Below are 15,261 nucleotides of genomic sequence, written 5' to 3'. Positions count from 1 at the left end.
CGGGCACAACCTCGATTTCGCGCAACCATTCCTCGGCGTAGATGTCGGTGATGATGATGGTGATCGCTGGCGTGGGCCGCTGACGAAGACCGTACGGCTGCCGCCGGCGACCAGCGTGCCGTGAGGGTAGTTGTCGGGCGGCGCCGACAGCCCGGCCGGACCGAGCGGGCCGTTGAGGGCCGTCGATGTTGCCGGGGCGGGGCGGGGCGTGCTGGAATGGCTCATATCGCCGCAGTGCGGGGGCAACCGCACTGGGAACGGCCAGCACGGGAGCACGCAGTGCCGGCAGCGCGCCGCCTCGACGCCGGATTCGCGCTGCGCCCGATCCGCGCTGCATTCGCCGGGCACGTTCCGACAACGACGGACACCACCCACCATGGGTTGGCGCGTCCGACGAGTTCTGCCAACGCACCAACCTGGCGACGAGATGAGACACGATCATGATTACCCGGAACAGTTTCACGGGGTGGTACCGCAACCGCTTCGTGTGGGTGGCGGTCATCCTGCTGGCGGTGTCGGCCGGCACGGTCGTACTGGTCAACACGGCCGGCTCGGAGGCCGGGCCGCCCGATCTGCGCGGGCAGATCATGACCCGGCTGCGCACCACACTGGAATCGGCCGACCCCGGGCAGCACCAGCACACGGGCCACAACGTCGAGCAGGCGACCGCCGAGAAGGACGGGAAGAAGCCGCCGGTCATCTGCGGGGTACACGTCTACGGCTTCGAGCCGAGCGGGGTCAGCACGCTCGCCGAGGTGAAGACGGTCTACGGGTTCCACCTCTGCGGGGTCGCCGAGCAGAAGCGGCCCTGGGACTGGGCGGTCAAGCTGGCCGGTCCGGTGATCGTGGACATGTCCACCGAGCCGCCGGGGATCCAGGTGGTCGAGGCGACCGAGGACGTCCGGTTCATCGACCGGCTCAAGGAGATGTTCCCGGACAAGTACGAGGAACTGGCGCAGAAGGAGGCACTGGAGCCCTCGGAGATGGCCGACCTGCGCCGCCGGTACGACGAGGCGGCCGGGCTCTGACCCGCCCGGGGCGGCCGGGCCGACGTCGTACCCAGTCCCGGCCGGCCGCCGGGGCGTACTCCGCTCGGTAGACTTCCGGTTCGTCGGGTGCCGGGCCGGCCCGGCGTACCCGAGTGGAGGTCGACCCGTGACGACACCGCACCGACCCCCGCTGGCCGAGCAGTTCGACCTGGCCCCGCACCCGGAGGGGGGCTGGTTCCGCGAGACCTGGCGCTCGGCGCACGCCTTCACCCCCGACGGGTACGCCGGACCGCGTGCCGCCGCGACCGCGATCTACTTCCTGCTGCAACCCGGGGAGCGGTCCCGCTGGCACGTCGTCCGCTCCGACGAGCTGTGGCTGTGGCATTCAGGCGGCCCGCTGCGGCTGCGGCTCGGCGGCGCGGCCGAGGTGCCGGCGGAGGAACCGGCCGAGGTCCGGCTCGGCCCGGACGTGCCCGCCGGCGAGCGGCCGCAGGTGGTGATCCCCGGCGGTGTCTGGCAGTCGGCCGAGCCGGCGGGCGACCACCCCGTGCTGGTGAGCTGCGTGGTGGCACCCGGCTTCGACTTCGCCGACTTCCAACTGGCCTGAGCCGGCCGCAGCAGCCCGACCCCCACGGCGCGCGCCGTCTCCGGCCGCGCAGGCCCCGGCCCCGACTGGACATGCGGGACCATTCAGCCCGGTCAGGTATCGATAGGCACCTATTGATTGAGCCGGCCATCCGTGCTGCAATGGTTCATATCGCCGCAGTACGGGGGCAACCGTGCTGTGCGCGTGGGATCCGGGCCTGATACCAGCAGCCGGTGACCGGGCGCGGCGGACGCCACCACCACGCCCGCGCGCCCCGCCGGAGTCCGCCCGACCGCGCCGCCCGACGACATCCTCCGGCAGCGGTCGAACAGAAGGGATCAACTCGTGAAACTCCTGCGCAGACTGACGGTTGTCGGCGTCTCCGCCGTGCTGACCGCCGGCCTCCTGACGGTGATCTCGCCGAACCCGGCCAACGCACACGGCGCGCTGATGGTTCCGGCGAGCCGGACGTACGCGTGCTACCGGGACGGCCTGACCCCGCAGGGCAACATCGTGAACCAGAATCCCGGCTGCGTCGCCGCGGCCAACGTGAGCGGCGTCTCCCCGCTCTACAACTGGTTCAGCGTGCTCCGCTCGGACGGCGCCGGCCGGACCCAGGGCTTCATCCCGGACGGCCAGCTGTGCAGCGGCGGCAACTCCACCTTCCGGGGCTGGGACCTGGCCCGGAACGACTTCCCGAAGGCCCAGGTCAGCTCGGGCGCGAGCGTCGAGTTCCGGTACAGCAACTGGGCGGCGCACCCCGGCCGGTTCGACCTGTACGTCACCCGGAACAGTTGGAGCCCCACCCGCCCGCTGGCCTGGAGCGACCTGGAGTCGACGCCGTTCTCCTCGGTCACCAACCCGCCGCAGCGGGGCAACGTGGGCAGCAACGACGGCCACTACTACTGGACCGGTCGGCTGCCGTCCGGTAAGAGCGGACACCACATCATCTACTCGGTGTGGACCCGGTCCGACAGCACGGAGACCTTCTACGGCTGCTCGGACGTGACGTTCTGACGCTCCGACCCGCGGCCCGTCCGGCCGCGAGCACGTCGCCCGGCCCGCCCCCGCGCGGCGAACCGTGACGCTCTCGACGGGATGCCACCGGCCCGATCCGGCGGCGGCATCCCGTCGAGATCGGCCCTCTCCGGCCCGCGGACAGCCACGACGGATGGGATCCCACCGACAGCCACCACGGATGGCGATGTCGCCACCACCTCCGCGCCGCCGTTCGTCCTCGACACCGCTGCCCGATCCGGCCCGGCCCGATCGGGCAGACCGGCGCCCGCCGGGTCGGCTCGGGCTGTGCCGCCGAGCGTCTCGACGATGGTGCCGATCGCCGGCAGGTTCGGTGCCGGTTCGGAACCACGGCCGGCGTTCCGTTGGCGCCGACGCGGCACGCTTGGCACATGACGACCGCACCCGCCCCGGGTACCCCCTACCACCGGCTGGCCCGGACCGAACGGCACCGCTGGTGGCGCCCGCCGCTCGGCACCCTGCTGATCCTCGGCGGCACCCTGCTGGTGCTCTGCCTGCTGACCGGCGTCGGCACCGCGATCGCCACCCTCGCCGGGCGCCCGACCGGCCCGGACGGCCTGCCGACACTGGGCACCCTGGGCGACCTCGCGCTGCTGCTCGCCGCCATCGCCGCCGCGCTGCCGTTCGTGCTGCTCGCGGCGCGCTGGGTGCAGGCCCGTCCGGCCGGTACGGTCTCCTCGGTGCTCGGCCGGCTGCGCTGGCGCTGGCTCGGCCGGTGCGCGCTGCTCGCCGTACCGGCGGTGCTGCTGTTGCTCGCTGGCAGCTTCGGCCTGCTCGCGCTGACCGGCGGTCTGGACGATGGCGAGGCCGTCGACACCGGCTGGCCGGGCTGGGCAGGCTTCCTCGGCGCACTGGTCGTGCTGCTCCTGCTGGTGCCGTTGCAGGCCGCCGCCGAGGAGTACGTCTGCCGGGGCTGGCTGTTGCAGGGCGTCGGGGCGTTTCTCCGGACACCGTGGCCGGCGATCGCCCTTCAGGGCGTGCTCTTCGCGCTGGCACACGGCTGGGGTACCGGGTGGGGCTTCGCCGACCTGGCGTTCGTGGGCGGAGTCCTGGGCTGGCTGACCATCCGTACCGGCGGCCTGGAGGCCGCGGTCGCGCTGCACGTGGTGAACAACCTGATCTCGTTCGTCGGCGCGGCGGCGCTTGGTCAGCTCGCCAGCGAGGAGACGGCCGCCGACGGCCCCTGGGAGATGTTCGCGGTCAGCCTGCTGGTGCACGCCGGCTACGCCGTCGTGGTGCTCTGGCTGGCCCGCCGCCACCGGCTGCCGACCGTCTCGCCCGAGCGCCCGGCCCCCGGATCCGCATACCCGACCGCCACCCCCGGATATCCGTTCCCGGTGCCTGCCTACCCGACCGCCGTTGCCGGGCAGCCGATTGCCGGAGCCGGATATCCGGCTCCGGCCGTGCCGGAGCCGGAACAGCGGCCGAGAGCTGGGGAAACGCCGATCGGACCGGCCGGCTGACCCGGGATGCCGCAGCCGGTTACACCCGACGGGGTGGTTCCGGGTCGCCAACTGCGGGGGTTGCGGGTCGGCCCGGCCGGGCCGGCGGGCAGGATGGACGCCGTGGACGGGAACGAGATGCTGCTGTCCCCGGCTGGGGTGGACCAGCTCCGGACGGCACTGACCAGCGCGGGCTACACCTCGAGCGGCATCGCCGACCGGCTCGGCCCGGCGGCGACCAGCGGACTGGCTCGCAACGACTATCGGGCGGCGCTGCGGGTCACCGAGGACCGGGACCCGCTCGCCACCCTGATCCGGCTCTTCGTCTGCGCCCAGACCGAGCCGGAGGCGGCGGTACGAGCCGCCTTCGCCCCGCTGCCGCTCGCCGAGGCGCTCGCCGGAGGACTGCTCGAACGGGTCGGCGACGGGCTGCGCCAGGGCGTCGACCTGGAGCCGTACGGGGACTCCTGGTGGGTGCTCTCCGACGTGCCGGCCAGCGCCCGGCCCGGCCAGCCGCTCGCCTCCGACCACGTGCTCGGGATCGGCGGGGCGACCACCACGCTGGTCGGGGCGACCATCCGGCGCCCGGTCGGCAGCGCCCTGGACCTCGGCACGGGCAGCGGCGTGCAGGCGCTGCACCTGGCCGAGCACGCCCGCTCGGTGACCGCCACCGACGTCTCCGACCGGTCGCTGCGGTTCGCCGCGACCACCGCCGCGCTGAACGGACACCGCTGGGAACTGCGCAAGGGCGACCTGGTCGGCCCGGTGGCCGGGCGCCGCTTCGACCTGGTGGTGAGCAACCCGCCGTTCGTGGTCGGCCCGGGCACCACCACGCACAGCTACCGCGACTCGGGCCGGGTCGGCGACGGAATCGCCGCCGAACTCGCCGCCGCCGCGCCGGGGCTACTCACCGAGGACGGCACCATGCAGTACCTGGCCAACTGGTTGCACGTGGCCGGGGAGGACTGGGGCGAGCGGGTGGCCGGCTGGTTCACCGGTACCGGCCTGGACGCCTGGGTGATCCAGCGCGAGGTCGCCGACCCGATGGCGTACGTCGACCTGTGGCTGGCCGACGCCGGCGAGGCGGCCGACCCGCACCGGGTGGCCGCCTGGCTGGACTGGTTCGACGCGCAGAAGGTGGAGGCGATCGGCTTCGGCGTGGTGAACCTGCGCCGGGGCGGCCACACCGATCCGGTAGTGCGGGTCGAGGACCTGCGGCAGGCCGTACAGCCGCCGATGGGGGAGCAGATCGCGGCCTGGTTCGACCGGCAGGACTGGCTGCGCGGCCGGGACGACGAGGCGCTGCTCGCCACCCGGTTCCGGGCGGTCGACGGGCTGAAGCTGCGCCAGGAGGCGTCGATGGGCGACGACGGCTGGGCGGTGGACCGGCAGGTCCTGGTCCAGTCGCACGGACTGCGCTGGACCGAGGAGGTGGACCCGCTGGTGCTGGCCCTGGTCGGCGGGGCCAACGGCCAGGTGCCGCTGCGCGAGCAGCTCGCGGTGCTGGCGCTGGCGCACGACGTACCCCCGGAGGACCTTGCCGAGGCAGCCGGGCCGATCATCGCGCACCTGGTGGAACGCGGCGTCCTGGCACCCGTGGCAAACTGACCGCCGTGCGGGCGGTGGTGCAGACGGTCAGCCGGGCCAGTGTGACGGTGGACGGCGAGGTGGTCGGGGCGGTCTCGGACGGGCTGCTGGTGCTGCTCGGGGTGACCCACTCCGACACCCGGGCCACCGCGCAGACGTTGGCCCGGAAGGTGCACGAGCTGCGCATCCTGGACGACGAGCGGTCCGCCGCCGACGCCGGGGCGCCGCTGCTGGTGGTCAGCCAGTTCACCCTCTACGGTGACGCCCGCAAGGGCCGCCGGCCCAGTTGGGGCGCGGCGGCCCCGGCCGAGCTGGCCGAACCGCTGGTGACCGCGTTCGTCGAGGCGCTGCGGCTGCGCGGCGCCACGGTGTCCACCGGGCGGTTCCGGGCGCACATGCTGGTGGAGAGCGTGAACGTCGGCCCGCGCACGGTGCTGCTGGAGTTGTAGGAGGAGCCCGGACCTCGCCGGTCCGCCGGGCGGACCGGCGTGGGACGGTTCAGAAGAACAGGCCGCGCTTCTGCATGGACTGGCGCAGCCAGCCGTCGAGCTGCCGGACCCAGTCGGTCCGGTCCACCGACGCGTGGTCGACGGTGAACCGGCCGAACGCGTCGCGGCCCTCGGTGAAGAGCCCACCCCGCTTGTCGATCTCCAGCACGATCTGCAACTGCTGCGGCGTGGCCACGAAGGTCAGCTCAAGCTGGTTGATCGCGCGGGCGTACTGCGGCCCGGGGTAGAACTCGATCTCCTGGTAGAACGGCAGGCTCTGCTGCACCCCGTAGATACGGCCGCGCTCCACGTCGGCCCGGCTGAACCGGAAGCCGAGCTGCACCAGGGCGTCGATGACGCGCTCCTGCGCCGGCAGCGGATACACCGCCACCGGGTCGAGGTCGCCCTTGTCCACCGCCCGGGCCACCTCCAGCTCGGTACGCAGCCCCATGGTCATCCCGTGCAGGTGCTGACCGCCGATCTCGGTCAGCGGCGTCTCCCACGGCACCTCGAAGCGGAACGGAAGGTCGTGGCGCTGCCCGCTCTCCAGCCGGAACGGGCCGGTCACCCGCTGCCGCTGGAACTCCTGGGTGGTGTTGTACTCACTGTCACCGCTCTCCACCTCGACCCGGGTCACCAGGCCGAGCGAGACGTACTCGACGTCCACCGGGTGGTCGCCGCCGGCGACGTGGACCTGGCCCTCCAGATAACCGCCTGGCCGGCAGTTCGGGTTGGTCAGCACCGTCTCGACCGACGGACCGCCCACGCCCATCGCCTGCATCAACCGCTTGAAGACCACCACGTCCTCCATCCGTCGTTGATCTCGATCCCGTCTCGCACGGTAACCGTCACCGGCAAGTACCGCCGGGCGCGTACCGGGCCGACTTCCGACGGACCGGCGGTGATCAATCGGATCAAGGTCGAGAAACCGGGACGAATCAGCCCTCTGTCATCTCCCGGTTTCATGCCAACCCGATGCTCGCCTCACCTCGGCTTCACGCCCTACCGGCCAAGCTATGTGTCACCAGCGCGGTTGTCCGCTGGGACGCGCCACATTGTCGAAGCGGGGAGGCGACAGATGATGGTCCTGCAGCACAGCGAGAGCCACACTCACCCGGCCAGCGCGGCCGGCGTCGACAACGAGCCGGCCGGGGATGGCGGGCAGGTCCTGGTCGACCTCGACGCCACCGACGAGCGCGGCGCCTCGGCCGACCTGGTCCGGGCCTACCTCAACGGCATCGGCCGGACCAAGCTGCTCACCGCCGTCCAGGAGGTGGAACTGGCCCGGCGGATCGAGGCGGGGCTCTACGCCGAGGAGAAGCTGAGCACCGACACCCGGGGCGCGCTGCCGGTGGAGTTGCGGGCGGACCTGGAACTCGTCGCCGCCCAGGGGCGGGCCGCGAAGAACCACCTGCTGGAGGCGAACCTGCGGCTGGTGGTCAGCATCGCGAAGCGGTACACGGGGCGGGGCATGGCGTTCCTGGACCTGATCCAGGAGGGCAACCTCGGCCTGATCCGCGCCGTCGAGAAGTTCGACTACACCAAGGGCTACAAGTTCTCCACCTACGCCACCTGGTGGATCCGGCAGGCCATCACCCGGGCCATGGCCGACCAGGCCCGCACCATCCGCATCCCGGTACACATGGTCGAGCAGGTCAACCGGATGGTCCGGACCCGCCGCGACCTGGCCACCCAGCTCGGCCGGGAGCCCACCGTGGCCGAGGTCGCCGCCGCGCTGGGCGTACCGGAGTTCCAGGTCATCGAGCTCATCTCGTACGACCGGGAGCCGGTCAGCCTCGACCAGGCCGTCGGCGAGGACGGCGAGAGCGCGCTCGGTGACTTCGTCGCCGCCGTCGACCCCCGCGAGGAGCCTGGTGACGCGGTATCGCAGGGCATGCTGCGCAACGAGGTGGAGATCGTGCTCGCCACCCTCTCGCACCGCGAGCAGGCCGTGATCCGGCTGCGCTTCGGCCTGGACGACGGCCGGCAGCGCACCCTGGACGAGGTGGGCCGGGAATTCGGCCTCTCCCGGGAGCGGATCCGCCAGATCGAGAAGGTGACCCTGCTGAAGCTGCGCCACCCGTCCCGGGCCGACCGGCTGGAGGCGTACGCGAGCTGAGCCGTAACACGCGGGAGCCCCCGCCGCCTGTCCGGTGGCGGGGGCTCCGCGTTGTGCCCCTGTTCGCCCTTCGTGCCCGTCCTTCTCAGCCGATCGCCATGTCTCGGCGGCGGAACGTGGCCAGGCCGAGCCCGGTCAGCGCGACCGCGACGGCGAGCAGCACCACCAGTGGGGTGGCACTCGGGTCGGCGGCCGGCACCGCCGGCAGGTGGGTGAACGGCGACAGGTTCAGCACCGGCTGCGGCAGCTCCAGCAGCGCGCCGAGCTGGCCCAGCAGGACGCAGAGCAGGAAGACCGACCAGGACAGCGCCACCGACAGCCGGGGCAGCAGCCCGAAGAACACCACCACCAGGCCGGCGAGGACCAGCGCCGCCGGCGCCTGGACCAGTCCGGCCACGGTGAGCCGGGCCACCTCGCCGGGCACGTCGCCGCTGACCAGGCCGTAGCCCAGTCCGGTGCTGGCACCGGCCAGCGCCAGCAGGACGACCGCACCGAGCGCGGCCCAGATCAGGTGGCTGAGCAGCCAGCGGGGCCGGCTGACCGCCGTGGCCAGCACTCCCTCCAGGGTGCCGGCCGCCTCCTCGGTGCGCAGCCGCAGTACCGCCTGCACCGCGAAGCCGGCCACCGCGAGCGCGAACATCGCCATCATGGTGCCCAGGAACGCGTCGACCAGCTCCTCGGTGCCGCCGAGCTGGGCGATCAGCTCGCTGGCGGCCTCGTTCTCGCCGACGAAGCTGTCCAGTTGGTCGCCGACCGAACCCATCGACAGCCCCATCACCACGACACCGATCGCCCAGCCGAGCACCACGCCACGCTGCAACCGCCAGGCCAGGCCGCCCGGGCTGAGCAGCCCGCTGGCCGCCACCGCCGGCCCCCGGCGGACCGCCAGTACCCCGCTGCCCAGGTCGCGATGGGCGGTCAGCACGAACGCCGTACCGACGGCGAGCAGCGCGAAACCGGCGGTCAGGGCCAGCACCGGCCAGCGGTTGCCGTCGAACGGCTGGACCTGGTTGGCCCAGCCGAGCGGGGAGAGCCAGGACGGCCAGGCGCTGACCACCCCCATCCCGTCGGCCGTGACGGTCCCCCAGGCGTCTCCGGCGGCCCGGAGCAGGAAGGCGAGCCCGACGGCGGCCGCGGCCATGCCGTTCGCGCCGCGCGCCGTACCAGAGAGCTGGGCGGTCACCGCGGCGACCGCCGCGAACGAGACCCCGATCCCGGCCGTCGCCGCGCCGAGGGCGAGCGAGCCGGCCGCCGGGAGGTCACCGGCGACCAGCACCAGGGCGAGCAGCAGCCCACTGACCAGGTTGGCGGCCACCGTGGTGAGCAGGGCCGCGGTGAGCGGGGCGTGTCGGCCGACCACCGCCGAGCCGAGCAGCTCGGCCCGGCCGGTCTCCTCGTTCTGCCGGGTGTGCCGGACCACCGCGAAGGTGCTGAGCAACGCGGCGAGCAGGGCCAGCATCGTGTACGCCTCGGCGGTGACCACCGACCCGAGACTCGGTCCGGAGACCGGGCCGTTGAACGCCCGCGCGACCACGCTCGCGGCGCTGGTGGTGGCGTAGCCGATCCGGTCGGACTCGGTGCCGTAGATGCCGGAGACGCTCTGCGCGACCGCGGCGCCGACCGCCGGCAGGGCCAGCGCCCAGACCAGGAGCTTCACCCGGTCCCGGCGCAGCGCGAGCCGGGTCAGCCGGGCGGTGCCGGTGAACGCGCTCATCGGGCACCCGCCGGCACCGGACGCGGGGCGGGGGCGGTCCCGGATCCGTCGCCGTAGTGCCGCATGAACAGCTCCTCCAGCGTCGGCGGCGTACTGGTCAGCGCCCGTACGCCGAACCGGGCGAGGTGGGCCAGCACCGGGTCGAGGGTGCCGGACTCGACCTCGAACCGGGTGGTCGAGCCGGAGACGGTCACCGCGTGCACCCCGGCCAGGTCGGCGAGCCCGTCCACCGGGCGTTCCGTCTCGACCGTCATCGGGGTCCGGGTCAGGTGGCGCAGCTCGGCCAGGGTCCCGGACTCGACCGTACGGCCGGCCCGGATGATGCTGACCCGGTCGCAGAGCGCCTCCACCTCGGACATCACGTGGCTGGAGAGCAGTACGGTCTTGCCCGCGTCGCGCAGCGCGGCGACGTACTCCCGGAAGACCGCCTCCATCAACGGGTCCAGCCCGGAGGTCGGCTCGTCGAGCACCAGCAGTTCGACGTCGGAGGCGAACGCGGCGACGATCGCCACCTTCTGCCGGTTGCCCTTGGAGTAGGTGCGGCACTTCTTGGTCGGATCGAGGTCGAAGCGCTGCAACAGCTCGTCCCGGCGGGCCCGGTCCAGGCCGCCGCGCAGCGCGCCGAAGAGGTCGATCGCCTCCCCGCCGGAGAGGTTGGGCCAGAGGTTCACGTCGCCGGGCACGTACGCCAGCCGGCGGTGCAGCGACACGGCGTCCCGCCAGGGATCACCGCCCAGTACGCCGACCTCGCCCGCGTCCTTGCGGAGCAGGCCGAGCAGGATCCGGATGGTGGTGGACTTGCCCGCCCCGTTCGGCCCGAGGAACCCGTGCACCTCACCGGACCGGACGGTCAGGTCCAGTTCGTCCAGCGCGCGGGTGGCCCCGAAGGTCTTCACCAGGCCGGCCACCGAGATCGCGGTCATGACGCTCCCTTGTTAGTTGCCGATTCCGCGTCGTCCCCAGCCTGGACGGCGCATCGAGCCAGATCGTGACGGTGTCTCGGTCCCCAGTGTACTGACCGATGGTAGGACGACCGTCACAGATTCCTGATCGACGGTCAGTGGCCGGTACGCTGGGCGGATGGACCACCCGCCCGCCCTCGACACCCGGAGCCGGATCCTGCGTACCGCCCTCGACCTGTTCGGGGCGCAGGGTTACCAGCGCACCTCGCTGCGGCAGATCGCCGACCGGCTGGGGCTGACCAAGGCGGGCATCCTCTACCACTTCCCCAGCAAGGAGCACCTGCTGGTGGCGCTGGCCGAGCCGCTCGTCTCCGATCTGGAGGCGGCCCTGGAGCGGGCGGCCCGGCTGCCCTGGCCGGCGGCCCGCTGGGCGGCGCTGGAGGGCTGGCTCGACACCCTGCTGCGGCACCGCCGTCCGCTGGGGACGCTCTATCACGACATGACGCTGCTGGCCCGGGGCAGCACGTACGCCCGGATCATGCGACTCGCCACCCAGGCGTACGACCTGGTCGCCGGGCCGGGCGCGACCCGGCTGGAACGGATCCGTGCCATCCAGGCGACCGGGATGCTCGGCGACCCGATCGTCTTCTTCGCCGACATGCCGGACGACGAACTACGGGCGGCGCTGCTCGACGGGGCCGTCCGACTCCTGCCCGACCCGGCACGGCCATCCGGTGAGCCGGCACCGCCCGGGGCGGCTCCGCCCGCCGGACCGGACGGGCCGGAGCGGGCCGCGCCACCCCGTGCAGCAGGCACGACATCCGAGGTGGTACCGGTCGGCGACACCCGACGCGGCGGCACCGGCCCGGTGCCGGGAGCACGGACCGGCCGGGCCGACGAGCTGTCCGGAGGCTGGCAACCCGGCCCGGAGGGCGAGGCGGGAGGCCGGCACCCGGGTCCGGAGCGGGTCCGGCCCGGCCGTCGGCGCCGGGCGGGGCGACCCCCCGGGCTCAGCGCCGAACAGGTGCGGACAGCCCGGGCGATGCACGGCGCCGGCCTGCACACCGTGGACCAGATCGCCGCCAGCCTGGGCGTCTCCCGGGCCACCCTCTACCGGCACCTGCGGGTCACCGATCCGATCCACCCGGAGACATAACGAGACGGTTTCCAATACTAATTCGAGACGGTTTTGCGACAGCGTCCGCCGCCCGGCCGGACACGCCGCCACGGACCCGGCCAGGACCGCAGCACCGGCGACTCCGCCGGCCGGTACGCCACCGGCGGGCACGGTGCCGGCCGTCGGGGCCGGATCCCGGGAGCCCCGGTGTCGCCGGGCCAGCCCCGGCCCCGCTGTCGTCAGCCAACTCCAGGGCACGCGTCAGCCAGATCCGGAGCTCCGGCCGCAGTCGGTGTCAGAGCGCCGGATCCTGCGGGTCGAGGCCGTGCAGCGGGAAGACCGCCTTGCGGGTCGCCATGATCGCCCGGTCCACCGCGTCCGGCTCGCCGGTCGGCTGCCACCGCTCGTACGAGCCGTCCGCGTCGTCGGTCATCCGCAGCGGTACCTCCCGCTCCGGACGGCGGGCCTTGGCCAACGCCCGCCAGGCCGGCGGAGTCAGCGCGGCCGGGTCGACCGGTTCACCGGTGGCCACCGCGAGCAGGTGCGTCCAGGCCCGGGGCACCACCTCGACCAGCGCGTAGCCGCCACCGCCGGTGGCCACCCAGCGCCCCTCGCAGAGTTCGTCGGCCAGCGCCCGCAGTGCCAGATAGCTCGCCCGCTGCCCGTCCACGCTCAGCCGCAGATCGGCCAGCGGATCGAGCCGGTGACTGTCCGCGCCGCACTGGGTGAGGAGGATCTGCGGCCGGAACGCGCGCAGCAGCGCCGGAACGGTGGCGTGGAAGCCACGCAGCCAGCCCGCGTCACCGGTGCCGGGCGGCAGCGGCAGGTTGACCGCGCTCCCCTCGGCCCCCGGACCGCCGGTCTCGTCGGAGAACCCGGTGCCCGGAAAGAGCGCCAACGGCGTCTCGTGCAGGCTGATCGTCAACACCCGGGGGTCGGTGTAGAAGACCTCCTGCACGCCGTCACCGTGATGCACGTCGACGTCCACGTAGGCCACCCGCTCGGCACCGAGGTCGAGCAGTCGGGCGATGGCCACCGCCGGGTCGTTGTAGACGCAGAACCCGGCCGCCCGGCTGGGCATCGCGTGGTGCAGTCCACCGGCCACGTTCACCGCCCGCCGGGCCTCACCCCGCCAGACCGCCTCGGCCGCCGCCAGGCTCGCCCCGGCCACCAGGGCGCTGGACTCGTGCATCCCGTCGAAGATCGGGTTGTCCGGCGTACCGAGGCCGTATCCGGAGAAGAGCGGGTCGCTCGGCGCCGCCCGGACCGCGTCGAGGTAGTCCGGCCGGTGCACCCGGGCCAGTGCCGTGTCGTCGGCCGGGGTGGGCGCCACCACGCGTACGCCGGGGCGGTCCAGGATGCCGAGTTCCCGAGCCAGGGCCAGGGTCAGTTCCACCCGTACCGGGTCGAGTGGGTGGTCACCCAGGTCATACGCCAGCAGACTCTCGTCCCAGACCACCACCGTGTCGTCCGACATGGCGTTCATCGTCGCACGGCGACCGACGACCACCCGCGACCACGTACCCGGAGCGCCGCGCGCCGCTGCCGCGACCCGACGGGCTCAGGAGCCGGCCGGCGCCGGGTCGGTGCCGAGCGCGACCGGCCGCCCGGGATCGGTGATCCAGTGGCTCCACGACCCGACGTAGAGGGCCGCCTCGGGATATCCGGCCCGGTGCAGAGCGAGCACCGCCTGCGCGGCGGTCACCCCGGAGCCGCAGTAGGCGCCGACCCGCACCCCGGGCCGGACGCCCGCCTCGGCGAACCGGGCCCGCAGCGCCTCGGCCGCCGGCAACCGGCCGTCCACCCCGACGTACTCGGTCGCCGGCACGTTCACCGCACCGGGAATGTGCCCGGCTACCGGGTCGACGGGCTCGGTCTCGCCCCGGTAGCGCGCCGCCGCCCGGACGTCGACCAGCACCCCGTCCGCCGCCACCTCGGCGGCCGAGCCGGCATCCAGCACCGGCATGCCGCCCGGGCGTACGGTCACGTCCCCGGGGGTCAGCGACGGCGGCTCGGTGGTGACCGGCAGCCCGGCCCCGGCCCACGCCGGGAAGCCGCCGTCGAGCACCCGGACCTCGGCATGCCCGGCCCAGCGCAGCGTCCACCAGGCCCGGGCCGCCGCCAACCCGTCGCCGCCGTCGTAGACCACCACCGGCCGGCCGGCCCGGACGCCGGCCGCGCGGAGCACCCGCTGCAACGCCGCCGGGTCGGGTAGCGGATGCCGGCCACCCTCGCCGGGCGGCCCGGACAGCTCGGTGTCCAGATCGACGAAGACCGCGCCGGGAAGGTGCCCGGCGAGGTAGTCCGTGCGGCCGGGCGGCCCGACGAGCCGCCAGCGGACATCCAGTACGACCGGCGGCTCGGCCGACGCCAGTTCGGCGGCGAGCCCGGTCACGTCAACGAGGAGGTCACCCGGTACGGACACGGCGTCCAGTCAACACCATCCGGCGCGGAAGCGCCCGGCTCGGCGACACTGAATATCGGTGCCCCGAGGTACCATCGTGATCGGGAGGACCACTGACGTGAACGACCTAGTCGACACCACCGAGATGTACCTGCGCACCATCCTCGAGCTGGAAGAGGAGGGGGTGCCGCCGCTGCGCGCCCGGATCGCCGAGCGGCTGCGCCAGAGTGGTCCGACCGTCAGCCAGACCGTGGCCCGGATGGAGCGCGACGGCCTACTGACCGTCGAGGACGACCGGCATCTCCAGCTCACCGCGCTCGGCCGGACGCAGGCGATCTCGGTGATGCGCAAGCACCGGCTGGCCGAGCTCCTGCTCGTCAACGTGATCGGGATGCCCTACGAGGAGGCCCACGAGGAGGCCTGCCGCTGGGAACACGTGATGAGCGACTCGGTGGAGAAGAAGGTCTACGAGCTGCTCGACCGGCCCACCCGGTCGCCGTACGGCAACCCGATCCCAGGGCTGGAGGCGCTGAGCCCCAACCCGGACGTCACGGTCGAAACAGTCACCGAAGCTGAGCGCAACCTCGCCTTCCCCGGCCTGAGCGGCCCGGTGGTGGTCCGCCGGATCTGCGAGAGCGTCCAGAAGGACGGCGACGTGTTGCGGCAGTTGCACGCCGCCGGAGTCGACCCGGGCGCGATGGTGACGGTGGCCCAGGAACGTGACGGGGTCACGATCGACCGCTCCGGCGACAAGGTACGGCTGCCCCGAGAGGTCGCCTCCCGGGTCTTCGTCGCCGCGCACTGACGCGCAGCCGCACCGCCTGCACAGCAGCGCAGCCGCCCGACCTGCCCGTCGGGGCGGCGCACCGCACCCG

13 protein-coding genes and 1 pseudogene are annotated in these 15,261 nt (G+C 73.3%); 9 read left to right on the top strand and 5 right to left on the bottom strand.

Features of this window, described 5'->3' with window-relative positions:
• The first annotated feature begins 440 nt into the window (after positions 1–440).
• The 6 genes and pseudogenes from ACSMXO_RS09860 (at position 441) to dtd (ending at position 6,091) form a co-directional block, all read left to right on the top strand.
• On the top strand, positions 441–1,028 hold the full coding sequence (locus ACSMXO_RS09860) for a hypothetical protein (RefSeq protein ID WP_346263474.1): 588 nt from the start codon (positions 441–443) through the stop codon (positions 1,026–1,028).
• A 127-nt stretch (positions 1,029–1,155) separates the two neighbouring features.
• Positions 1,156–1,596, top strand: a complete 441-nt coding sequence (locus tag ACSMXO_RS09855; RefSeq protein WP_455417451.1) for a cupin domain-containing protein — start codon at positions 1,156–1,158, stop codon at positions 1,594–1,596.
• Positions 1,597–1,962: 366 nt separating this feature from the next.
• Positions 1,963–2,589: pseudogene (locus ACSMXO_RS09850) on the top strand (lytic polysaccharide monooxygenase auxiliary activity family 9 protein); the annotation flags it as partial.
• A 395-nt stretch (positions 2,590–2,984) separates the two neighbouring features.
• The gene (locus ACSMXO_RS09845; protein WP_346263476.1) at positions 2,985–4,076 is read left to right on the top strand and encodes a CPBP family glutamic-type intramembrane protease; all 1,092 of its coding nucleotides are present in this window, start codon (positions 2,985–2,987) and stop codon (positions 4,074–4,076) included.
• A gap of 102 nt (positions 4,077–4,178) precedes the next feature.
• Complete coding sequence (locus ACSMXO_RS09840; RefSeq protein ID WP_455417450.1) at positions 4,179–5,663, top strand: DUF7782 domain-containing protein; 1,485 nt, start codon at positions 4,179–4,181, stop codon at positions 5,661–5,663.
• 5 nt (positions 5,664–5,668) lie between these two features.
• Complete coding sequence (gene dtd / locus ACSMXO_RS09835) at positions 5,669–6,091, top strand: D-aminoacyl-tRNA deacylase (RefSeq protein WP_346263478.1); 423 nt, start codon at positions 5,669–5,671, stop codon at positions 6,089–6,091.
• A gap of 49 nt (positions 6,092–6,140) precedes the next feature.
• Here dtd and ACSMXO_RS09830 read toward each other — a convergent pair whose 3' ends face one another.
• Entirely contained in the window at positions 6,141–6,929 is a 789-nt protein-coding gene (locus ACSMXO_RS09830) for a sporulation protein (RefSeq protein ID WP_346263480.1), read from the bottom strand.
• A gap of 282 nt (positions 6,930–7,211) precedes the next feature.
• On the opposite strand from ACSMXO_RS09830, the gene sigB reads away from it, so the two are divergent.
• Positions 7,212–8,249: an RNA polymerase sigma factor SigB gene (gene sigB, locus ACSMXO_RS09825; protein ID WP_455419209.1), complete on the top strand. Its 1,038-nt coding sequence runs from the start codon at positions 7,212–7,214 to the stop codon at positions 8,247–8,249.
• A gap of 85 nt (positions 8,250–8,334) precedes the next feature.
• On the opposite strand, the gene ACSMXO_RS09820 is transcribed toward sigB, so the two are convergent.
• Both ACSMXO_RS09820 and ACSMXO_RS09815 read right to left on the bottom strand, forming a co-directional pair.
• Entirely contained in the window at positions 8,335–9,963 is a 1,629-nt protein-coding gene (locus ACSMXO_RS09820) for an ABC transporter permease (protein WP_455417449.1), read from the bottom strand.
• Positions 9,960–10,886: an ABC transporter ATP-binding protein gene (locus tag ACSMXO_RS09815; RefSeq protein ID WP_346256080.1), complete on the bottom strand. Its 927-nt coding sequence runs from the start codon at positions 10,884–10,886 to the stop codon at positions 9,960–9,962. The genes ACSMXO_RS09820 and ACSMXO_RS09815 overlap by 4 nt, the downstream gene beginning before the upstream one ends.
• Positions 10,887–11,043: 157 nt before the next feature.
• Between ACSMXO_RS09815 and ACSMXO_RS09810 the strand changes: the two genes are divergently transcribed.
• A complete protein-coding gene (locus tag ACSMXO_RS09810; RefSeq protein ID WP_346256079.1) occupies positions 11,044–12,021 on the top strand; it encodes a TetR family transcriptional regulator in 978 nt (325 codons plus the stop codon).
• A gap of 256 nt (positions 12,022–12,277) precedes the next feature.
• Here the strand turns inward: ACSMXO_RS09810 and ACSMXO_RS09805 are convergent, their stop codons facing one another.
• Together ACSMXO_RS09805 and ACSMXO_RS09800 are read right to left on the bottom strand one after the other, a co-directional pair.
• Complete coding sequence (locus tag ACSMXO_RS09805) at positions 12,278–13,459, bottom strand: acetoin utilization protein AcuC (RefSeq protein WP_346256078.1); 1,182 nt, start codon at positions 13,457–13,459, stop codon at positions 12,278–12,280.
• 84 nt (positions 13,460–13,543) lie between these two features.
• Positions 13,544–14,407 (bottom strand): sulfurtransferase, encoded by an 864-nt coding sequence (locus ACSMXO_RS09800; protein WP_346256077.1) that lies wholly within the window; start codon positions 14,405–14,407, stop codon positions 13,544–13,546.
• 97 nt (positions 14,408–14,504) lie between these two features.
• Here ACSMXO_RS09800 and ACSMXO_RS09795 point away from each other — a divergent pair, with 97 nt between their 5' ends.
• Positions 14,505–15,191, top strand: a complete 687-nt coding sequence (locus tag ACSMXO_RS09795) for a metal-dependent transcriptional regulator (RefSeq protein WP_346256076.1) — start codon at positions 14,505–14,507, stop codon at positions 15,189–15,191.
• Positions 15,192–15,261: the final 70 nt, after the last annotated feature.

The sequence above is a fragment of the Plantactinospora sp. DSM 117369 genome (assembly GCF_053764795.1).
This window is presented reverse-complemented; position numbering and strand designations above follow the sequence as displayed.